This window comes from Neobacillus sp. NPDC093182 (genome assembly GCF_044754045.1).
Genome location: NZ_JBIVOI010000009.1, coordinates 15884 through 38771, shown reverse-complemented (window position 1 = coordinate 38771; position 22888 = coordinate 15884). Strand labels below are relative to the sequence as shown.

General features: G+C 37.8%; 19 protein-coding genes. 13 read left to right on the top strand and 6 right to left on the bottom strand.

Going from position 1 to position 22888, the window contains the following annotated elements:
• The first annotated feature begins 34 nt into the window (after positions 1-34).
• The 3 genes from katG (at position 35) to ACIQAA_RS16980 (ending at position 3602) form a co-directional block, all read left to right on the top strand.
• A complete protein-coding gene (katG, locus tag ACIQAA_RS16990; RefSeq protein ID WP_402621659.1) occupies positions 35-2245 on the top strand; it encodes a catalase/peroxidase HPI in 2211 nt (736 codons plus the stop codon).
• A gap of 224 nt (positions 2246-2469) precedes the next feature.
• Entirely contained in the window at positions 2470-2604 is a 135-nt protein-coding gene (locus tag ACIQAA_RS16985; RefSeq protein ID WP_402621657.1) for a hypothetical protein, read from the top strand.
• A 167-nt stretch (positions 2605-2771) separates the two neighbouring features.
• The gene (locus ACIQAA_RS16980) at positions 2772-3602 is read left to right on the top strand and encodes an alpha/beta fold hydrolase (protein WP_402621655.1); all 831 of its coding nucleotides are present in this window, start codon (positions 2772-2774) and stop codon (positions 3600-3602) included.
• 97 nt (positions 3603-3699) lie between these two features.
• On the opposite strand, the gene ACIQAA_RS16975 is transcribed toward ACIQAA_RS16980, so the two are convergent.
• A complete protein-coding gene (locus tag ACIQAA_RS16975) occupies positions 3700-4839 on the bottom strand; it encodes an MGDG synthase family glycosyltransferase (RefSeq protein WP_402621653.1) in 1140 nt (379 codons plus the stop codon).
• A gap of 154 nt (positions 4840-4993) precedes the next feature.
• On the opposite strand from ACIQAA_RS16975, the gene ACIQAA_RS16970 reads away from it, so the two are divergent.
• From ACIQAA_RS16970 to ACIQAA_RS16955, 4 genes are all read left to right on the top strand, one after another.
• Positions 4994-6373, top strand: coding sequence for an MFS transporter (locus ACIQAA_RS16970; RefSeq protein WP_402621651.1), 1380 nt, complete (start codon positions 4994-4996; stop codon positions 6371-6373).
• A 225-nt stretch (positions 6374-6598) separates the two neighbouring features.
• Positions 6599-6799, top strand: a complete 201-nt coding sequence (locus tag ACIQAA_RS16965) for a hypothetical protein (protein WP_402621649.1) — start codon at positions 6599-6601, stop codon at positions 6797-6799.
• A 361-nt stretch (positions 6800-7160) separates the two neighbouring features.
• Complete coding sequence (locus ACIQAA_RS16960; protein WP_402621648.1) at positions 7161-8063, top strand: phosphatidylinositol-specific phospholipase C/glycerophosphodiester phosphodiesterase family protein; 903 nt, start codon at positions 7161-7163, stop codon at positions 8061-8063.
• Positions 8064-8212: 149 nt separating this feature from the next.
• Positions 8213-10552 (top strand): alkaline phosphatase D family protein, encoded by a 2340-nt coding sequence (locus tag ACIQAA_RS16955; protein WP_402621647.1) that lies wholly within the window; start codon positions 8213-8215, stop codon positions 10550-10552.
• 214 nt (positions 10553-10766) lie between these two features.
• Here the strand turns inward: ACIQAA_RS16955 and ACIQAA_RS16950 are convergent, their stop codons facing one another.
• A complete protein-coding gene (locus ACIQAA_RS16950) occupies positions 10767-10931 on the bottom strand; it encodes a hypothetical protein (RefSeq protein WP_402621645.1) in 165 nt (54 codons plus the stop codon).
• 201 nt (positions 10932-11132) lie between these two features.
• Here ACIQAA_RS16950 and ACIQAA_RS16945 point away from each other — a divergent pair, with 201 nt between their 5' ends.
• The 3 genes from ACIQAA_RS16945 to ACIQAA_RS16935 all read left to right on the top strand — a co-directional run bounded on the left by ACIQAA_RS16945 (position 11133) and on the right by ACIQAA_RS16935 (position 14452).
• A complete protein-coding gene (locus ACIQAA_RS16945; RefSeq protein ID WP_402621987.1) occupies positions 11133-11798 on the top strand; it encodes a GntR family transcriptional regulator in 666 nt (221 codons plus the stop codon).
• A 5-nt stretch (positions 11799-11803) separates the two neighbouring features.
• On the top strand, positions 11804-12778 hold the full coding sequence (locus tag ACIQAA_RS16940; RefSeq protein ID WP_402621643.1) for a DMT family transporter: 975 nt from the start codon (positions 11804-11806) through the stop codon (positions 12776-12778).
• A 231-nt stretch (positions 12779-13009) separates the two neighbouring features.
• Entirely contained in the window at positions 13010-14452 is a 1443-nt protein-coding gene (locus ACIQAA_RS16935; protein ID WP_402621641.1) for a glycoside hydrolase family 1 protein, read from the top strand.
• A gap of 77 nt (positions 14453-14529) precedes the next feature.
• Here ACIQAA_RS16935 and ACIQAA_RS16930 read toward each other — a convergent pair whose 3' ends face one another.
• On the bottom strand, positions 14530-14739 hold the full coding sequence (locus ACIQAA_RS16930) for a heavy-metal-associated domain-containing protein (protein WP_179599146.1): 210 nt from the start codon (positions 14737-14739) through the stop codon (positions 14530-14532).
• Positions 14740-14921: 182 nt separating this feature from the next.
• Between ACIQAA_RS16930 and ACIQAA_RS16925 the strand changes: the two genes are divergently transcribed.
• A complete protein-coding gene (locus tag ACIQAA_RS16925; protein ID WP_402621640.1) occupies positions 14922-15263 on the top strand; it encodes a hypothetical protein in 342 nt (113 codons plus the stop codon).
• 79 nt (positions 15264-15342) lie between these two features.
• Here ACIQAA_RS16925 and ACIQAA_RS16920 read toward each other — a convergent pair whose 3' ends face one another.
• From ACIQAA_RS16920 to ACIQAA_RS16910, 3 genes are all read right to left on the bottom strand, one after another.
• Positions 15343-15465, bottom strand: coding sequence for an anti-repressor SinI family protein (locus ACIQAA_RS16920; protein ID WP_402621638.1), 123 nt, complete (start codon positions 15463-15465; stop codon positions 15343-15345).
• Between the two features lie 531 nt (positions 15466-15996).
• Positions 15997-17304: a M14 family zinc carboxypeptidase gene (locus ACIQAA_RS16915; RefSeq protein ID WP_402621636.1), complete on the bottom strand. Its 1308-nt coding sequence runs from the start codon at positions 17302-17304 to the stop codon at positions 15997-15999.
• A 222-nt stretch (positions 17305-17526) separates the two neighbouring features.
• Positions 17527-19356 carry a helix-turn-helix domain-containing protein gene (locus tag ACIQAA_RS16910; RefSeq protein WP_402621634.1) on the bottom strand — a complete coding sequence of 610 codons (1830 nt, stop codon included), beginning with the start codon at positions 19354-19356 and terminating at the stop codon, positions 17527-17529.
• Positions 19357-19615: 259 nt separating this feature from the next.
• Here ACIQAA_RS16910 and ACIQAA_RS16905 point away from each other — a divergent pair, with 259 nt between their 5' ends.
• Complete coding sequence (locus tag ACIQAA_RS16905; protein ID WP_402621633.1) at positions 19616-20755, top strand: acyl-CoA dehydrogenase; 1140 nt, start codon at positions 19616-19618, stop codon at positions 20753-20755.
• Between the two features lie 45 nt (positions 20756-20800).
• On the top strand, positions 20801-22771 hold the full coding sequence (gene acs, locus ACIQAA_RS16900) for an acetate--CoA ligase (protein WP_402621631.1): 1971 nt from the start codon (positions 20801-20803) through the stop codon (positions 22769-22771).
• Positions 22772-22888: the final 117 nt, after the last annotated feature.

Genomic DNA, 22888 nt, shown 5'->3' with positions numbered 1-22888 from the left:
GTTACCTAAGTTTCAAAGAGAGAGGAGAAAAATTATGGACGTTAAAAACAATGCTAAAACAGGAGGGTGCCCATTTCATCACGGAGGCGCTACTAGTAACAACTCTAGCGGTACGTCAAATCGAGACTGGTGGCCAAACCAGTTAAACTTGAATATTCTCCATCAGCATGATAGAAAATCTAACCCTATGGGAGAGGACTTTGTTTACACAGAAGAATTTAAAAAACTAGACTACTATGCTCTTAAGCAGGATCTTCAGGATTTAATGACTAACAGTCAAGATTGGTGGCCTGCTGACTATGGACATTATGGTCCATTCTTTATCCGTATGTCTTGGCACGCTGCTGGTACTTATCGTATAACCGACGGCCGAGGCGGCGGCGGAGCTGGTGCACAGCGTTTTGCTCCACTAAACAGCTGGCCGGACAACGGAAACCTTGATAAAGCTCGCAGGCTGCTATGGCCGATTAAGCAAAAGTATGGCAACAAAGTCTCTTGGGCTGACTTGCTCCTTCTCGCAGGTAATGTTGCTATTGAATCCATGGGAGGTAAGACATTTGGTTTTGGCGGAGGACGCGAAGACATCTGGCATCCAGAAGAAGACATCTACTGGGGTACTGAAACAGAATGGCTGGGTGATAATCGTTACTCAGGAGATCGTGAACTAGAAAATCCACTTGCTGCCGTTCAGATGGGTCTTATTTATGTTAACCCTGAAGGTCCAAACGGTAAACCTGATCCTGTTGCAAGTGCTCGCGATATACGTGAAACCTTTGCACGTATGGGAATGAACGATGAAGAAACAGTGGCATTAATCGCCGGCGGTCATACTTTTGGTAAGGCACACGGTGCAGGAGATGCTGCTCTTGTTGGTCCAGAACCAGAAGCAGCTCCTATTGAAGCACAAGGCTTAGGCTGGTTAAGCACACACGGCAGCGGTAAAGGTCATGACACCATCACCAGCGGTATTGAAGGTGCTTGGACTGCGAATCCAACACAGTGGGACAATGGTTACTTTGATCTATTGTTTAAATATCAATGGTGGCTTACAAAGAGTCCTGCAGGTGCATTTCAGTGGCTTGCTGTAAATCCTGATCAGAAGGATCTTGCACCGGATGCAGAAGATCCATCCGTAAAAGTTCCAACTATGATGACCACCGCGGATATGGCATTACGTTATGATCCTGAATACGAAAAGATATCTCGTCGTTTTCATCAGAATCCGGAAGAATTTGCCGATGTATTTGCCCGTGCATGGTTCAAACTTCTTCACCGTGACATGGGTCCTAAAGTAAGATATCTAGGCCCAGAGGTTCCTGAAGAAGATCTTATCTGGCAAGATCCTGTACCAGCTGTTGATTATGAATTAACAGATGCGGAAGTAGCAGAGCTTAAAGCAAAGATCCTAAACTCAGGACTTACAGTCAGTGAGTTAGTCACAACTGCTTGGGCTTCCGCTAGTACCTTCCGTGGCTCTGATATGCGTGGCGGTGCTAATGGCGGCCGCATCCGTCTTGCTCCACAGAAGGATTGGGAAGTGAATCAACCGGAGCAGCTTGCAAAAGTGATTCATGTACTCGAAGACATACAAAGTAAATTAAATAAGCGAGTTAGTCTTGCTGATTTAATTGTACTAGGCGGCAGTGCTGCGGTAGAAAAGGCTGCACGTGATGCAGGCTTTGATGTAACGGTTCCATTTGCTCCTGGACGCGGTGATGCGACACAAGAGCAAACGGATATAGAAGGCTTTGCCGTTCTAGAGCCTGTAGCTGATGGTTTCCGTAACTATCAGAAGAAACAGTATAGTGTAAGTCCAGAAGAGCTCCTAGTAGACAAGGCACAACTCCTAAACCTTACTGCACCAGAAATGACGGTATTGGTTGGCGGTATGCGTGTTCTAGGTACCAACCACGGCGGCACAGAACACGGTGTATTCACTGATCGTACTGGCACACTCACGAATGATTTCTTTGTTAACTTACTTGATATGGGAATAGAGTGGAAGCCTGTAGAAGAAAACGTATATGTCGGTCGTGATCGTAAGACAGGTAAAGTAGTGCGTACGGCAACTAGAGTCGACCTTGTGTTCGGTTCAAACTCCGTTCTACGTGCCATAGCAGAAGTTTATGCTCAAGATGATAACCATGAGAAGTTTGTACGTGACTTTATTGCTGCATGGGTCAAGGTAATGAATGCAGATCGCTTTGACCTTAAGTTGAACAAAGCTCAAATATTAAACATGTAAACTTACAAAACCTGAGACTTCGCGGTAATAATTATATGTGCCTGGTCACTACTCGCAAATTGTACGAGTAGGTCCAGGCACTTTTATTTTCGGAAATTTTACATACTTTTGTCACTAAACGATCAAATGAAGGCAGGAAAACTACTATCAACTCGATTAAAATAAAATTAGTGGTATTTGTGAAATTTTTCACAAAATATATTATAAAGGGAGGTTTTATCAAAATGTATTACCCAAATTTATTCAAAGAAGGTAAAATTGGCAATCTAACCTTGAAAAACAGAGTGGTCATGCCGCCCATGGGTACAAATCTAGCTGGTCCTGAAGGGGAAGTCACTGATCAACTAATTGCCTATTAATTTAATTTTGTCACGCGGATTTCAATTTACGGCATCTCCGGCATGAACGAGCAATGTATTAGGGTTTTCAGCTTTCTTTAGTAATTGAAGAGCGATTTTCTGCATTCTCATGTTTTTATTGATAAATAATAAAAATATATAATAAATTCGTTGAGGAGTGGAACCTATTGTCTGTATATCAATTGAATCAAACATACATTAAAGTATCTAATATCAATTTGTACTGTGAATACTTGTTAAATGACAAACCTCCAATTCTTCTGATCCATGGCTTTGCATCTTCTACCTATACATTTCGCCGTATCATACCTTTATTGCAAAAGGAGTTTTCAATCATTGCCGTTGACCTTCCCGGTTTTGGGAAAAGTGAGAAGTCAACTTCTTTTATTTATAGTTTTCAAAACTATGCAAAGTTAATGCTTGAATGCATTGACAAGTTTGGTTTTCAAAACACTTATGTGGTTGCTCATTCAATGGGGGGACAAATTGCTCTAAATATGGCACTAATTGCTCCTGAGAAATTAAACAAAATCGTTTTGTTATGTAGTTCAGGTTATTTAAAACGTGCAAAAAAACTTCTGATTTACAGTTCATATTTACCTTTCTTTGAAAAATTCGTTCATTATTATATTCGAAGAAAAGACGTTAAAGATCACTTGAGGAACGTTTTTTTTAATCAAACATTGATCAATGATGAATTAATTCATGAATTCGGTAGACCGCTATCCGAAAAAGGATTTTATAAAGCTTTAATTCGACTACTGCGACATCGTGAAGGTGATTTATTACCACAACAACTTCAGGATATTCAAGTCCCGACATTATTAATATGGGGAGAGGATGATCGAGTCGTTCCTGTGAAGGTAGGGCAACAATTAGTTCGAGATTTACCGGTGGCCAAGTTAATTACATATGAAAAAACGGGACATTTAATTACGGAGGAAAGACCAGAGCTTGTCTTTAAGAATATATTGATGCATACGATTCATCAATTGTAGCGGAATTTGATTCGTACTTAAAAAAAGATAAGCAGACTCAAAAAAGTTGTTACTTCACGACATTTGAGTCTGTTATTTTTTATCAAAATAAAGAAAATTAAGAAAGTTTTACTTTTGTTTCTTCATAGTTAGAATCACCGACATTCAGAATGAATTGTAGAATGTCTTCGGCTGCATTTGCATTTATAAATTTCCTTTGGCAATAAATAATTTTATTTAGGTTTTCTCCATCATTTTCGATTAATTTGTTTATTGTTTGCGTAATTTCCTTTGGATTTTTACAAACCACTCCCAAATTGAATTTTTCAGCGAAGGTTGGATTATCCTCTTCTTGACCGGGCAAAGCCCCAGTAATAATAAGTGGCGTATTGGATGCTATTGCCTCAAACATGACATTAGGACTGCCTCTGGTAAAAGCGATATCAGAAGTTAGCATTAAATCTTGGATATTCTGGGTGAAACCATAAATCTCTACTCTATCACCATATTTGGCCATAAGGGATTTTTCCAGCTTCATTTTGAGTTTTTCATTTTTTCCAGCAACAATTTTTACTGTACAATCAAAATCTTTAAGCAGGTTTTCTGCTATTTTCTTCATATTTCCTACACCTTCACCACCGCTCATGATCAGGCATTTTAAAGATTGTCCCTTTTTATAAAATTTCCGTTGGTTATGGTTCTTCAAGAAAAATCGGGATCGGACTGGAAATCCTGAAACCTTTATTTTTTCATCAGGAATACCAAATTCAATACACTTATTTTGTGCTTCAAAAGTGGGACTAATAATGTAATTTGCCCTATTATCCGCCCAAAGGGGATAAATGTTTACAAGATCGGCAATTAGAGTAATGAAAGGGATATTTATATTTTGCTTTTCTAATATGTTCAAGATTGAGCCATTAAAATTAGGATGAACGGATAAAATCAGATCTGGTTTAACCTCAGCCAGCAATTTTAGAAAATTATCCCTAATTAGTGTTTCTATAAAATTATCTACTAAAGAGGGTTTTAAAGCTGAAAGTTTCCAAATTATCTTCCATAGATTTTCTGAATTTCTTGTAATGGGGCCATAGGATTTTCCTATTTTTATCAGCAGCTGTTTGCCCAGTGAAAATCCATCCACTACATGTATTTTTACATCATTATGAGTTTTGACGCTTTCACATAGAGATTCTGTTATACTTTTATGTCCATGCCCCGTGTGGTCGGAAGAAATAATTAGTAATGTCTTTTCCAAAAAATCAGCCCCTTGTTAATTAAATAGTAAAACAAAAATCACTACCGAAAATGTAAAATTCTTATTAAGTTTTATAAAATTCGAATTAAGAGATTGAAAACTTAGATAAGATTGTAAATGTATTAAAAACATATACAAAGGGGCAGTATAGACTTTGAAAAATTCAAATTGGAAAATCAGGTATACAATATTTGTAATTATTATACTTGCTGCCTTTGAACATATTGTTATTGGATTATTTCCTCCACTTATCCAATATATAGCTAAGGATTTAAATGTAGATATTGCTAGTTTGGGGTTTGTCTCAGCCGCCAATATCTTGGTTACCTCTATTTCCTCGATTTATTGGGGATACCTATCAATGAAGTATCAACGTAAGAAGATGTTGATTGTTGGTACACTCATTTGGACGGTATCGATATTCTTGACTTCATTCAGCAACAGTTATTTTCAACTTTTGATCTTTCAAATAGGAACTGGATTTGGCTTAGGCTGTATTGCATCAATTGGTTTCAGTGTTATAACCGATTACATTCCCTATCAAAAACGCGGGTTTATTTTAAGTTTTTGGGGCATGGCCCAAGGTTTTGGTGGAATATCAGGATCTATTCTGGCTTCTTTAACTATTGAGAACAACAGCTGGGCATGGCCTTTTGAAATTGTAGGATTTATGGGCTTATGTGTTATTGGTATGATTCTTTTTATCCAAGATCCAATCAGTGGTGAATCACAATTAAAACCAAAAGATTCTTACAACAACAATCTGGAAGCTAAACATATAAAATTGCTTATCTCAAATGGCAGCAATGTTTTTTTGTTTTTGCAGACATTCTTGATGAATATTGCAACAGGGACCCTTATTTGGATACCAACCTTATATATATATAAAATAATGGAGCATGGCTACAGTATGGGTACATCAGTGATGGTCTCAGGCTATCTTTATGCAATTTTTCAGATTGGAGGTATAGCGTCCTTCTATTTCGGGCATCTCGGCGATAAATTCCAAAGGAAAACCTTTAAAGGAAGAGCTTATTTAACAGCATTTTTCGTTTTTATTTCAATGCCTTTGTATATTTTGTTATTTAATTGGCCTATGACAAACCTATCATTATCAAATGAAAAAGATGAATTGATGATTTTAGTCAGCATTTTAAAGCAAATTTTCATAAATCCGTGGATAACACTTATGTTTGTTTTATCTCTTTTTGCTTCTGCTGCCCAATCAGCCAACACACCTAATTGGATGGCGCTTTTAACAGATGTAAATCTTCCTGAACATAGAGGGATTGCCTTTAGTATCGCTAACCTATTTAATAGTTTGGGCAGGGCAGTAGGTACCGCAGGCGTTGGGATTTTGCTTGGAATTTTATCAAATCGATTCACCGAGCCTAATAGCTATATCTACACTTTATCAATACTGCAAATCTTTCTAATCCCATCTGCCATATGTTATTTGAAAATGTCTAGAAATAATGTGATTGACATAAAGTATGTTAATAAAATTCTAAAAGAAAGGGCTGGAAAGGTGTAAAGGGACGGGACACAATGGAAATAGATCCTTTAATTGTAAGTACCACTAAATTATATTAGGAGTTCGGTACTTCATTATTAATTTCATGTAAAGAGTATGTATATATTTTGTATGTGAAGTTTGTCAAACGAGGCGAGGAGAGATTTTAGGGAAAAATTACAAGGATTTTATTAATGTTTGGCAAATTCTTTACGTAAGTAATATAAACAGGGAAGGAAGTGGAGTATGAGATATCAACGAACGTTTTTTATGATTAATGATTTAGTCATCGAAGTCAAGAAACCTGAAATAACGCTAAAAAAAATCAAAGTAACTAAAATAAAAATCGAAAATGAAGAATATAGAATGCTGCGAAAAAAATTCGATGAAGATCTATTCCATATCGAAAAAAAGCCTGAAGGATGGTACATAACAGAAAAAGAGTAAGCACTCTCAATTGATAAAGTTCACATATATTTACACAGCTGCCGTTCCGAATGGAACGGTTTTTTATTCTGGATTTTCCACAATCACTGATTGTACCTCAATTAGAATATTTAAAGAATAAAATTTACCATTAGTTACTGAGTGAAAACTACTATATTAAAAAATCTATCCTTCTAATTTCTTATTTTTCTTTATATTTCTTTAAGTTTCCTTAACTTCCAATTTACAAAACATGAGTATTATTTGTATTAAATTCATGTTAAAGGTTAGGGAGAGGGAGAAAATGAAAGACAAAAAAATAATAGACAAAGAGTCTTAAATCATTACATAAAAAAATTTTTTAATACGGGAGGAAAGAAAGATGAAAATAAAGTTAGTAGCATTAAGTTTAATAGTTGCAGTTATGATCTCTTTTGTAAATTCATTTTCGGCAGCTAATGCTGAAGCCGATGTAGCCAAAAGGGAGCACGTTATACCTCTTTCGAAAGCACACGCTCATAATGATTATGAACATACACGCCCTTTATTCGATGCACTGGATCATGGTTTCACCAGTGTGGAGGCTGACGTCTGGCTTGTTAATGGAGAACTCCTTGTTGCTCATGATTTGGAAGATGTAAAACCCGAACGCACATTAAAATCTCTTTATCTTGAACCATTAAAGGAAAGAATAAAAAGTAATCAAGGGTCGGTTTACAAGGGGTATAAGCATGAATTTCATTTATGGATAGATATAAAATCTGAAGGTGTAGCTACCTATCAAGCTATTCATAAGGAACTAGAAGAGTATCAGAAAATGCTGACAAAATTTGAAGGATCTAAGGTTAAGCCTGGTGCCATTACCGTTTTCATTTCAGGGAATCGTCCCAGAACTGTTATGGAGAGTCAACTAATACGCTATGCTGCCTATGATGGTCGTATGGGTGATCTTGATACCGGGGCACCGAATACCTTAATCCCAGTAATAAGTGATAACTGGACAAAGCATTTCATCTGGAACGGTGAAGGAGAAATGCCACAAGCTGAACGAGAAAAGCTTAAAAGCATCGTATCAACCGCTCATGCTGATGGCCAAAAGGTTCGCTTTTGGGCAACGCCCGACACTCCATCACCGGCACGGGACAAGCTTTGGAAACAACTTTTGGACGAAGGAGTCGATTTCATTAATACCGATGATTTGGAAGGATTGGAAAAGTTCCTTAAGGAAAATGACCCTAAGCCTTCAGAACCTAATATTACATGGAAAACAGATAATAAGAGATAAGATTTCGTATGATTTAGCTGCTGCAACAAGTTTAGAAAATTCGGCGGTAAAATTATACTTATGGAAAACTCCTAAATAATAGATTAATAATTTTTTTTATGATTAAAATGTTATTTTACTCTAATTTTTATTTTAAAGGAGCCTTTATATTGAATTTCGAGAAATGGATAAATGAATTGAGTTCGAAAAAAATCGATCGCCGCAGCTTCTTAGGGACAACTGGAAAAACAGCTGCACTTGCTGCACTTGGCTTTACCCTCCCTATTATAAAACCTGATAAGATACAGGCTTCACCAATGTTCACTACCAACCCTTTTACCCTTGGTGTTGCTTCAGGTGATCCTCTTTCAGACGGTGTTGTCCTATGGACGAGGCTCGCTCCTAATCAACTCGCAGAAGATGGTCGAGGAGGGATGGAAAATAGTTACCTGGCGGTTGATTGGGAAGTTGCAGAAGATGAAAATTTCAGCAAAGTTGTCAAGTCTGGTTCAGAGATTGCGGGACCTGAGCTTGGTCACTCTGTTCACGTAGAAGTTTATGGCTTAAAGCCATGGAGAGAATATTACTATCGTTTTAAAGCTGGTAATGAAATAAGTCCGATTGGTAAAACAAAAACTGCACCCGAGGAAGGTTCACATATAAAAGATCTTTCGTTCGCTATTGCATCTTGTCAGTCATGGACAGGTGGTCGATATTCAGCCTATCAGCATATGGCAAAGGACAAGTTGGATGTAGTATTTCATCTAGGAGATTATATTTACGAAAAAGGTGATACAGAAACACTTGCTGATTATCGCCTACTTCATGCACAGTATAAAACATCTCCAGATTTACAAAATGCTCACGCAGCTTTTCCTTTTATTGTTACGTTTGACGACCATGAGGTTGATAATGACTGGGCAAATGATATATCTGATCCAAATTATCCGCAGGGTGAGCGTGAGCGCTTCCTTGCAGTACGTGCAGCCGCTTTTCAAGCCTATTATGAACACATGCCTTTAAGACGCCGTTCCAAGCCGAATGGACCAGACATGCTACTGTACCGCAAGTTTACATATGGTAATCTTGCAGAGTTTAGTGTTTTGGATACCCGCCAATATCGCAGTGATCAAGTTGGCACAGGATTCCCAGGCGGACCTATACATCCTGATGCCTCAGAACCATCCAGAACGATGATGGGATCTGAACAGGGGCAATGGCTCGTAAAAAATCTGAATTATTCACGTACACGTTGGAATGTTATAGCTCAACAAACGATGATGGCACAATTTGACTATGATACAGGAGAGGGACTTAGTATTAATAAAGACCAGTGGGATGGCTACTCTGCTGATAGAGAATATCTATTTGAATTCATAAAAAAACATCGTCTATCTAATCCTGTTGTTCTTAGTGGTGATTGGCATTCAAGCTGGGTTAATGATTTAAAAGAAGATTTTAACAATCCTCAATCGGATACACTTGCAACTGAATTCCTGGGTCCTTCCATCAGTTCAGGCTGTGGGTGGAAGAAGCAAGTGGAAGCAGCACTTTCTGCCAATCCACATGTCAAATTTTTTGACGGAGATTATCACGGGTATGTACGCTGCCATGTAACTCCTCAAGCTTGGCAGAGTGATTATTGTGTAGTATCTTCCGCGAGTAATCCAGATGCTTCTATGAGTATACTAGCCTCATTTGTTGTAAAAAATGGCAAACCAGGAGCGGTTCGTATTGGGGGAGTAGATGTGTCAAACATTGTGTCCCATACGATGTTCTCAGGTAAGCCAAACCCAGTTTCAGTTTCACTAAGCAATGGAACGGAAAAAGCAGTTAAGGTTACAGTTAGTGTAAATGTTCCTCAAGGTTGGAAGAGTGATAGTGTAGAAATTACTCTTGAACCGTATGGCATGTCAAATGTTGAGGTAATGGTAACCCCGACTGCTCAAACCCTAGCTTCTGAGAAACTAAGATTAGAAGTTAAAGCTGGGAAGACGCAAGTGTTTGGGACTTCTAGGGATTTTTATGTTGTCTCAACATTATCTCGGGACGAGCTTTTTCTCGCACTAGATGCTGGTAGTGCGACAAGTGAACTTTTCCCGACATATACTCGATTGTCTCATCAAGATAAATGGGATGTTACAAAAGGATACGGATGGATAGGAACAGCCCCATCTTATAGAGATCGAAATAAGTTGGATGAACTGCAACGTGATTTTATTCTATCTAAAGGCAAACCGACGGTTTTAAGGTTAGCTATACCAGCAGGTGCTTTTAAGACCTATATCCTGACAGGAGATGCCACTTATTCATCCGGCAATACAATCATAAGATCTGAAGGGAAACTGCTTGCCGAATCTGGAGGAGAGTTAAATCTTGGACAATTCAAGTGGATTTCTTTCGAACTAGACGGAGGAGCAAAAGGAAGAGAAATTGATCTGGAAATTACTGGTGCACTCAAAGATGGTTACTGGCGCATTGCGGCGTTAGTAATACAAAACAAACAATAAAGATTCGCTAAATAACAGTATGTAAACTAACAACTGAATTCTATATAATGATAAAATTCAAAAGTATATTTTCCCTACGTTAAGGGAAAATCAAAAAAAGTGCTTTCCGAGCGTGAGCACTTTTTTTGTCTTACTTTTTTCCTATCTCCCGTTTCATTTTTTGACATAGTAAAATATAAAAAACGCCATAAAAAATGGCGTTGTAGACTAAATCCTATTGGTTGTTTCTATTTCGCCCTCGATTTTGACCATTATTTCGATCATCAGGAGTAACTGCATCAACAACATTTTCAAGAGCTTGACCAATTTTGTCCATAATTCCATTGTCATTGTTATTTTCGCGATTATTATTTCCTTGACGATTATTTTGATTTTCCAAATTTATCACCTCCAAATAATAGAGTGTGTAATTTAAAAATAATTAACCCGATTACAAAAAAAATAATAAACAGAACAATCCCTTCGTTAATCCCTTACATTCAAAATAATTTTTGAATGTCTTTTTGCGAGAAAAAATCCTCCTCTTGATGGAGGTATAGAATTGATTGTAATAAAAACCAATATGCGATATATTAGTTTTATGGAAAAAGACATGATAAAGCCAATTAAGCGTTTGTCGTTTAGAGATGAAGTATATCAAACTTTAAAAAAATCAATTATCAACTTGGAATTACAACCCGAAGAACGCTTAAGTGACAAAGAATTAGCAGAGAAGTTTGGAATTAGCCGGACTCCTGTTAGAGAAGCACTTAAACGACTTGAAGATGAAGGACTTGTTGAATCACTTCCGGGATCATCTACCCGCGTAGCACCATTAAAGTTAGAGGAGGCGAAACATGCGTTTACAGTTGTAGCAGCTTTACATGCATTAGCTGCTAGACTGGCTAGTCCTTTATTGAAGGAATCGGATATTGAAGAATTAGAGCTTAGCAATAAGACGTTGAGACTAGCTATTGAAGCGGGTAATGTGATTAAGGCGATTGAGGCAGATGGATCTTTCCACAAGGTTTTCCTAGATGTGGCCGAGAACCCTGAAATTGCAGTAGCATTGGAACGTATCCTACCTAAAATTCAACGACTAGAAATCTCACAATTTATCTCAGTTAAAGGGTTAAAATCGGTAGAGCAACACAATCAAATTATTTCAGCATGTAAAAACCACGAGCATGAAAGAGTAGTCCGTCTTGTTGAAGATAACTGGCTAAGTCTTGGCGAACTATTATCACAGCAAATGGGGCCGAGGTGAGTTCAGTGAAATCAATCGTAATAGGTATTTGTGCAGCCTTCTTTTTTGCTTTTACATTTGTACTTAACGCTTCCATGGAGTTATCTGGAGGCAGTTGGATTTGGAGTGCCTCGCTTCGGTATATCTTTATGGTCCCATTTCTTTTGTGTATTGTCATCATGAGGAAAAATCTACGGCCACTATTAAAAGAAATGGGAGAAAACCCAGGAAAATGGATGCTCTGGAGTTTTGTTGGCTTCGGGTTATTTTATGCTCCTTTATGTTTTGCATCTGCATACTCACCAGGCTGGCTGATTGCGGGTACATGGCAAATAACGATTATTTCCGGCGCACTGCTGGCACCGTTATTTTTTGAAACGATCCATACAAAGAATGGGCCATTGCAGATAAAAGGGAAAATACCCTTTAGAGGTCTAATTATGTCAATGATTATTCTACTAGGTATAGTCCTCATGCAAATGGAACACGCAAAGCAACTTTCTTTTGAGAATGTATTATTAGGAGTTGTCCCAATTCTAATCGCCTCATTTGCCTATCCTTTAGGAAATCGAAAAATGATGGATGTCTGTGAAGGGCGCTTAGATGCTTATCAACGAGTGTTAGGGATGACATTAGCAAGTCTTCCATTCTGGTTATTACTTTCTTTCTATGGCTTGTTTACGGTTGGATTGCCAAGTGGAGGGCAAAGTGTTCAATCCTTATTGGTTGCACTTTCCTCAGGAGTCATTGCTACTGTCTTATTTTTCATGGCCACAGATATGGTGAGAGGAAATATGCAAAAGTTAGCTGCTGTTGAAGCAACGCAATCAATGGAAGTGGTTTTTGCCTTAGTTGGAGAACTACTATTTCTATCTATACCTCTACCTACGCCATTATCATGGATTGGTATTTTTATCGTGATCCTTGGAATGATTTTGCATAGCTATGTTTCAAATAAAAGAGTGGACAGTTATTTGAATCAGTCAGTGAACATAAACTAATGTCGGCGATGCTGTAAGAAGCATCGCTTTATTTTGTTCATTTCATATGTTGCTGCCTGTAAGCCTAAAAATATAGCGAATTTATAAAGGGAAGTATTTACAACTTTATAATAAATAAGGAAAAACAGAGCAAGTTAAAAAGTGGGTAATGGTGGTTTATTCAAACTTCCCGAAAAAAGAAATAAATGTTATCTATTTTTACTACGGTAAATCGATTGGAGGATTAGAGGATTGACTTCTAAACTAAAAAAATTTCCAGAGGGATTTTTATGGGGCGGTGCAACGGCTGCTAACCAAATAGAAGGTGGATTTAAAGAAGGGAATAAGGGATTAAATATTGCCGATGTTCTCCCGGGCGGGAAAGAGCGCCTTAAAATTTTAATGTCTGCTGGTTTTAACTTTGAAATCAATCACGAGAAATACACGTATCCAAATCATGAAGCTATAGATTTTTATCATCGTTATAAGGAAGATATTGCGCTGTTTGCTGAACTGGGATTTAAAGTGTTTCGGATGTCGATTGCTTGGCCAAGGATTTTTCCTAATGGTGATGAGCTGGAACCAAATGAAGAAGGTTTGGCTTTTTATGACCGGGTATTTGATGAGTTACTAAAGTATGGGATTGAACCTGTTGTAACGATTTCTCACTATGAAATGCCGCTGCACTTAGTGAAAGAATATGGGGGCTGGAGAAATCGCCAGGTTGTTCCCTTCTTTGAAAGATATTCCAATGTCATTTTTAAACGTTATAAAGAAAAAGTGAAATATTGGATGACCTTTAATGAAATTAACGGTGCCTTGAAGATGCCAATTATGAGTATGGGCTTTTCTCCTCAGAGTGAAGAAAGTCGTTACCAGGAGACTTTCCAGGCCTTTCATCACCAATTTGTTGCTAGTGCGATAGCTGTAAAAGCCTGTAAAGAAATAATTCCAGGTGCAAAAATTGGCTGTATGATTCTGTTTGCTCCTGTTTATTCTTACGATTGCAATCCGGAAAACATTATGTATGCCTTAAAGGAAGAGGAATTGTTTAACTATTTCTGTGCGGATGTCCATGTACGCGGTGATTATCCAGCTTTCATTAAGCGCTTCTTTAAGGAGAAAAATATCGAACTAGAAATTCATGATGGTGATTTGGACGTAATAAAAGAAGGTAAAGTAGATTATATTGGGTTAAGTTATTACATGTCTCGTACAGATAAAAAAGAAAAGTCTGAAGAGGAAAAAGCACAAGGAAATATTGTTGGTGGTGTAAAAAACCCATTCCTTCAGGCTAGTGACTGGGGCTGGGAAATAGATCCGGCTGGTTTGCGGATCAGCTTAAACAAGCTTTATGGAAGATATCAGGTCCCGCTATTTGTCGTTGAGAATGGCTTAGGGGCGTACGACCAAATGGAGGAGGACGGCTCCATCAATGATGACTACCGAATTAACTACCTCCGGGAACATGTGCGGGCAATGAGGGAGGCAATCGAAGATGGGGTGGAACTGATGGGTTATACTGCCTGGGGTTGTATAGACTTAGTCAGTATGTCTACCGGTGAAATGTCCAAACGCTATGGATTTATCTATGTCGATAAGAACGATGACGGCAGTGGAACACTGGAAAGAAAACGGAAAGAATCATTCCAATGGTATAAAAAAGTAATTGAAAGTAATGGAGAGGTCCTATAAGAATCCAGAAGTCGTTATAACAGGCAAAACCGTTTACTTAGAATGTGGCGGTTTTGCCTTTTTAAGCTATAAAACATCTATTCTAAAAGGTGTAATCCATGCTCTTGAATCCTATTGATAATTTTCTCCTGAGCAACCTGATTTTCATTGTAAGTAATTTTCACCTCACCATCCTCTGTATCAACCAGGGCTCTTTCGACCCCATCCATTTGCATAAGGACCGTTTCTAATGTTTGAATTGGTAGCATACTTGTTGCTTCTTTAATAAAAAGTGTCATATCTGCCATTTAATATCTTCCTTCCTGTAATGATTCTTTCTTCAACCTTAGTATCTTTCCCTTTTACTATCCATTTGCATACGAGAGAGTTTTATTTCACTTTTACCTAAGAGGGGATGTTTTGCTTGAATGTTCTTAATTAAGAACTTATAATGGTAATGAATTGTTAATTAATGGAGGTGAATGTATTCATGAAACGGCAGGAAGTGGTTATTTTTGCTCGTACATATGATTCCAAGAATGATGAAGGAAAAGTTGTTCAAGTTGGAGAAATTCATATTCTAAATAAAAAACAAGCTCTGTCTAACGAAAATGGTGTTTCCAACGGTCACAAAATCGCTCAAGTAGGTGTCCCTTTTGAACTGGCTCAAAAGATTATTGGGCAAGTACCAGCTGTCTGTGATATCGAATATGAGATTACCGTTGTAAATAAAGCGCTCGTACTTCTCCCGAGAAATGTTCAAGTGACTAAAGAGATAGAAAGTTTCAAAATATTAGAGGAAACCGATTATATTAGCACATTTGGAAGATAATATTGTAAAGGGACAAAGCATGTCTAAGCAAATGTGCTTTGTTTTTTTTCGGTTATAATAAAAAAGACCCCAAAAAGGTCTAAGAAGATTGCTTGAGGTAATCCCTAATTTCATCTATAGAAATTCCTAACTTTCGTGCTTCTACCATTAGTTCTAACCATTCTTGATCAAGTATTTTTTCGTCAAGCAAAGCTAATTCCATATTATTTATGTATCCTCCTAAAATAACCAAATTTTTGTTGGTAACTCTGGAAACCAAGTGCCAATCGTGATTAATCATAACTTAAGAGTTTTGATGCGCATTTCTCGCATGTTACCTTGCCAATTTCAACAAACCTAATTTTTTTAAGGGTTTTTCTTTTAATCACCAAATCGTTATTATACTTTAGACCACATGCACAGGAATTTAAATCTTTTACAATATGAATCTTCTTTTTCTGTTCGATTAGTGGATATAACATTACCTCACGCCTTTTGTTAATATTGTTCTTAATTAAGAATTTCTATTGATGCAATTGTAAATTAATTGCTAGAATTTGTAAATATTTTAATCGAAAAAATACCGAAATCCTGTAAATCTAGAATGTATCTATGAATTTTTGTAATGGTTTTACCGCACAGTATTTTTATACTAGTGTCATTTGACTGTAGTCCAACTACAACCAAAAAAGGCTGACCCCAAAAGTAATAGTATTGGGTCAGCCTCAAAGCATATTCTTATTATAAAAATCTATTAATCTCTTGTTGTAGGGTCTTCAATCCTGTTCGTTGATTCTGGAATGGCGTCATAAATTGCTGGATCCACATCATGAATTGATCCGTCTGCAAGCCCTTTAAATACCTCAAATAATGGAACTTTTACGGTTTCCTTCAGCATGCCTGCTTGTTTTTGTCCTAGTGTCTGGCTTTGTCCTTTGATTTCAATCAGCATGATGGCTGCGTCATTTAAAGCAAACGCTCCTAATGCTGTACCTGGCAGGTTAACGTCAGGATATTTTTGAATGGCGCCGTAATGTGAGTTCCCTCTTTGAAGAGCAAGATTGGCAAGCGCATTAACTTGTTTCCCTAGTTTTAATACATCTGCATCCACTTCATAGTTCTTGCCTGTAAAAGGATCCTTATAAGGATCTGCCACTACAGCAGCGAATTGAACAGGAACGGATCGGTTATCCTCATCAGAAAGAGTATTAAATCCACGATGGTGAACATCAACAAAAACATCCGGTTTAAAGTCTTTAAATACTTTTGTCACCGTACGTGCTTCGGCTGTTACATAGAAACCGCCATAATTGCTGTTATTGGTTGCTTTATTATTCAGGAATTGTGCTATTTTGGCTGGATCTTCATTTTCTACCCTAAAATCCAAATTCGGATTGTAGTCCCGGTTTTGGTCGTAACCAGGGATTCCATACACCACACGGCCATCATTTGCCTGACCTCTTTCACTGCCATCTGCGTTATAGTACCAAGGCGCCAAGGTACCTGCAGGAAGTGCTATGTTTTCTGGAAGCCAGGTTTGGTGTGTGTAACGAGTAGGGTACCATTTACCTTCAAATGTATTATCTGAACCTTCTGGATTAATTCTTGGCATAATCCAAATAGACACGTTTTCTAGGATTTGATCGATTTCCTGTCCGCCGCTTGATAGTTTTTGAATAATATCAATGGCAGCTTCTGTTCCAATTTGTTCGTTGCCATGAATTTGCGTTGTAATTAAAATTCTTTTTTTGTTTGGATCCGCATCTCCGAATTTGACAAGATACAAGGGATCCCCTTTTTCTACTTCGGTCTTATATTCATCTAATGTATGGTTAGAATATCCGACAACTTCTAACTTCATTTTCCCTTTAGAGGATGCTTCTAATTTCTGCAGCGTGTTGGCTAGTTCCTCATTTGACAGGTAGCTTGATAAAGAGATATTTTGTTCTCCCTCAATATAGGGTCCGTTTGGATTTGATTGAGGTCCTGCCAATGCAGTAGATGAAAGTGTCATCGTTAATGCCATTGCGGCTGGAATAACAGCCTTTGAAAACTTTTTCATAGAATTTTCCCTCCAGTATGTAATAGCTGCCATTTTATTATTTCGAGTATAGAAATAAATGGTAGTTATATGTATATTACCAGAGGAGAGTGTAGATATTAACTGAAAAATTACTATATTTGGAAAAATGAATCAATAGAACTTGTTTGTGATTTCGTTTCGGACCCTATTACCCAAATTTCTCTTTTTAATAGATGGGCTTTTTATCCTGTTTCTAGTAATTTAACTTTTCATTTTCTGTAATGTATCTTTATCTTTAATAAACTGATAAATATTTATGGCTAAATGAATATTAAATAAGGAATGACTATCATTTAAATCCGTTACTAGAATTTCCTCAATCCGCTTTAAACGATAGCTTAGGGTATTAGTATGAATATGTAAAGAATCTGCCGTTTTCCGGATATTTTGATTTTGGTCTAAATACACAATCAGAGTACTTAACAATTCGCCTTTTCTAGATTGTTCGTATTGAATTAGAGGACCTAATACTTCTTGGATAAAATCGATCAATTCTTCCGTTGAATTTTGTAAAATAAATCTTTGAACCCCAAGGTCTGTATAACTAATAATTCTATCATCAAAAAGATAGTTTTTTAGAAATTTTATGCACTTGGTTGCTTCTACAAATGACTCATGTACAAGAGTAAGCCCTTGCTTCATTCTTCCAATACCGATCGATACATCTATCTCACTATATTTATTATTAATCTCTTGCTGTAATTTTTTTGCAAGTTCCTTTAATTCAGCAACAATATTGGAGGATGAAACTTTTGAATGCAAAGATAGAAGAGCAACGATTTGATTCTTATCCCTTACTGCCGTTACTTGAAAGTTCCTCCCAAGTAATGTCCTATTGGTCATATGGAGTAAATTTCTGATAACGGGATCGCCTAAGACCTTTTGCTCGTTTAATTTATCTTTAACATTAATAATAATCGCCACGTAGTTCCAGTTAGGATCAAAATTTAAATTTTTTGCTTTCTGAATCAGCAGCTCATCAATCTGTCCTGAAAAAAGCTTAGTCACGAATTCGCCTCTTAAACGCTGCTGTGTATCAAATACGGCATGCTCTTTTACAAGTTCAAGTGAAATGACCGTACAAGCATGTTCAAGAGCGGCGATATCCACATTACTAACTTTTTGTTGAGAAAGGATGATTAGACCACCAAGAGACTTTTGCTTAGATCCAAGCGGTAAAACAACTAATTGATATGTATCGTCTATTAATGTTATTTCGGAAACGGTATGTGAGTTTTCTAGTGTTAGGATAATTTGTTTTGCATACGCTTTCATATATTCGGTCATTTCAACAGAAAATGAGGAATGACATGCTGAAGCCCTTAGTTCTCCTATTTCATCAAAGAGAAACAGGTGCTGTCCAATTGTATTATGTATATAATTCAAAATAGATTGAATACCTTCTCCATTCACAACAAGATTAGCTAAGTTTCTATGTATTTCAATGGAATGGGAAAGGGTGTGAACCATTTTTTCTTTTTCAAAAAATAGTTTGGATCTTTCCAAGGCAACAGCAGCTTGGTGACCAATCGCTTCTAATAAATGAATATCCTCTTGTTTAAACTGCAATGATTGTTCAAACGAGTCTAATGTAATGACCCCAATACATTTTCCCTTTTGTAAAATAGGGGAGGAAATGACAGAGGTAAAGTGGAAATTACTTGGAATAGCCTGATCTAATAAATCTCTATTATATGGGGTTAATGTAGAAAGTGCCTGTTTAACTTCCCCCTCATCCCAAAAAATGAGACATTTTTTTGCTGCAAAAGCCATCCCTGTCATGGATTCGCCGCTGACAAGTTTAATTTGCCTAAAAATATGTGGATAAAATAATCCTTGCGCTGATTTTGCGATCAGTCGATTTTGGTTTTTGTCAAAAATCCATATCGAGCCGCCCCCAGCAGCTTCAACCACAGATATCGTTTCACTCATGATGGATTCAAAAATGGTATTAATATCTAATTTGGAATTAATTACGTTGGACACATGGATTAAGGACTTTAGCTGCCGATGAGTTAATGTTTCTTGCATCGTTCATCACTCTTCCTCTATGAAATTAAATTCTTTTATATTTCGGTCCATTTTATGTTTTTGTGTGAAAGTCACAAATTTATTACAACTATATTCATGAAAACGTACATAGCATAATAATGCTAATCGTTATATTCTGATTATAAGAAAGTTTAGACAATAATGAAAGGGGGGCTGTACATAGAAAAGTGAGTTTACTAGTTTGTTTTTATATTTTTTTACTAAAAACAATCAGGATATTGAAAGGAGTTGTAAATAAATGAATTTTGATTTAACGAAAGAACAAGAAATGATCCGCAATTTAATTCGGGATTTTGCCGATGCAGAGGTTGCTCCTGGAGCAGATGAACGTGATCGAACAGGGGATTTCCCTAAGGAGATTTTTTCAAAATTATCCGAGCTGGGGATCATGGGTCTTCCTTTCCCTGAACAATATGGGGGTGGTGAAGCAGACACAGTCAGCTTTGCAATTGTCGTTGAAGAACTTAGCCGCGTTTGTGCATCCACAGGTATTACATATTCAGCACATATTTCTTTAGGCGGGGCGCCGCTTAATCTATTTGGCACCCACGAGCAAAAGGAAAAATACTTAACACCCATTTGTACTGGAGAATCTTTTGGGGCATTCGGTTTGACTGAACCAAATGCAGGCTCCGATGCAGGCGGAACCCAAACAACAGCAGTTCTTGATGGAGATGAATGGGTCATTAACGGCTCTAAATGTTTCATTACAAATGCAAGCTATGCCAAGCACCTGGCAGTCACAGCCGTAACAGACCGCTCAAAAGGAATTAACGGTATCACTGCATTTATCGTTCCTACTGATGCTCCAGGATTCACTGTGATTGACAACTACGAAAAAATGGGTCTGCATGCTTCGAATACGACAGAACTGATCATGGACAATGTAAGAGTTCCAAAAGAAAATCTGCTAGGTACAATTGGAAACGGTTACAAACAATTCTTAGCTACTCTTGATGGCGGCAGAATTGGAATTGGTGCCATGGCGGTAGGTATTGCTCAAGGAGCTTATGAAAAATCTCTTCAATATGCAAAAGAAAGAAAGCAGTTTGGAAAAAGTTTATCTAACTTCCAGGCCATCCAATTTAAGTTGGCTGACATGGCAATGAATATTGAATTAGCTCGGAATATGGTTTTCAAAGCAGCCTGGTTAAAGGACCAAGGACGAGTATTTAAGAAGGAAGCCGCATTTGCAAAGTTATTTGCTTCGGAAATCTGTATGCGTGCATGTGACCAAGCGGTTCAAATTCATGGCGGATATGGATATATGAAGGAATATCAAGTTGAGCGATTCTTCCGTGACGCGAAACTCTTGGAAATTGGTGAAGGAACTTCAGAAGTTCAACGAATGGTCATTGCAAAACAAATTGGATGTTAATGATTTTTTGTGGGGAATAAATATCATTGTTAAAGGAGCCATGACATGGATATCAGTGGAATTTTACAAGTCGTATCAAATAGTAAACTCATTTATCCAGCAGAAGAAAAAGTGCGTTCAACCTCCATTGGCAGCACCGAAGCTTTTCAAGAACTTCTTAAACAATCTCAAGAAGATCCTGCTGCCTTTTGGGACCGTGCAGCACGAGAACTTGTTTGGTATGAACCATGGAAAGAAACCATTAGTGGAGAACTTCCTGATTTTAGCTTTTTTACCGGCGGCATTAGTAACCCGAGTGTTAATTTACTAGATCGGCATATCGAAAATGGTGCTGGAAACCGAACCGCTCTGATTTGGGAGGGTGAGAACGGGGACAGCAAATTTTACACGTATAATATGCTTCTCGCCGAGGTAAATCGATTTGCGAATGTCCTTAAATCATTTGGAGTCAAGAAAGGCGATTGTGTCGCTATTTTTCTTCCAAATCTAGCAGAAGCCATTATTTCCGTTTTAGCCTGTTTCCGGATTGGCGCCATTTACAATACAATTTTCTCTGGTTACTCCGAAAAATCATTAACGGACAGACTGATTAATTTTGAACCGAAAGTATTAATTACGGCGGACGCAACTGAACGCAGGGGTAAACTCATTCGTCTAAAGGAAAAAGTCGATCATGTTGTACCATCTATAGCTTCAATCGAAGCTGTCATTGTGGTAGACAGATTGGGTTCTGAGGTTCAAATGAAAGAGGGCCGGGATTACTGGTGGCATGAGCAGACAAAAGCCGCAAGCATTGTTTGTGAACCTGAGAGATTAGAAGCGAATGAGAGCGGTATTGTATTTTATACCAGTGGTACCACTGGTAAACCAAAAGGTGTCGTGCACTCCGGTATGGCTTTTGTCATTCAGAACTACATATATGCCAAGTATCATATGGATCACCATCATGACGATGTTTTCTGGTGTACCGCGGATATCGGCTGGTTAACCATGCACATTTGGGGAATTACAGGTGCCTTAGCAAATGGCGTAACAACTGTTGTCTTTGAAGGGGCAGTTGATTATCCAACGAAGGATCGTTTTTATCAAATCATTGAAAAATACAGAGTGAATAAACTGTTTACTGCCCCAACCGCATTAAGAATGTTAAAAAGTATGGGAGAAAAGGCAGTAGAGAAATTTGATTTATCTTGTCTCGATGTCATTTCCCTTGTTGGAGAACCTTTCGATCCGGAAACCTGGTACTGGACATATGATGTGTTAGGAAAGAAGAAAGTATATATCAATAATACGTGGGGCCAAACCGAAACAGCAGGTTCGCCAATTGCGGGAGCAGCTTGGCTGACACCGATGAAACCTGGTGCCGCGGGTACTGCGTTCTTAGGTGCTGTAATGGATGTGGTTGATGAAGAAGGCAATCCAGTTCAACCTGGAAGGTTAGGGAATCTCGTGATTCGAAAACCATTTCCAATGCTTTGCCGCACACTTTGGAAAGAACCTGAGCGCTACTACGCCTCCTATTTTAGCCAAGTGGATGGCTGTTATTATGCCAGCGACCTGGCATTACTAGATGATGATGGATATTTATGGGTAGTCGGCCGTTCGGATGATGCGTTTAATGTAGCAGGACATCGTTTAAGTACAATGGAGATGGAAAGTGCTGTACTAGAAACTGAGGGTGTAGCTGAAACGGCAATCATTGGAATCCCTGACGAGATTAAAGGAGAAGTACCCCTTGTATTTGTCCGTCTCGCTGATGGCTATCAAGAAACAGAAGAATTAAAACAGCAAATAAATGCTCAAATCATTCAACAAATCGGCAAAATTGCAGCTCCAAAATCGATTATTTTTACTGATATGCTGCCGAAAACAGTCAGCGGAAAAATCATGCGCCGTCTATTAAAGGAAATCGTTGTATCCGGACAGGTTCAAGGCGATATTACAGGACTAGAAGATCCAGCTACCGTTGCACAAATACAAAAAATTGTTGCTGAAAGAGCATCCGTTAAAAGGTAATAGGCAGGGCTAGTCATTTGTTAGGAACATGCCTGGCAAATGACTGGTTCCATTTACAAGATTAGGAGTTTAAGATCGTTTAAAAAATAAATCATTAAATTTTTACATATCTTTGTA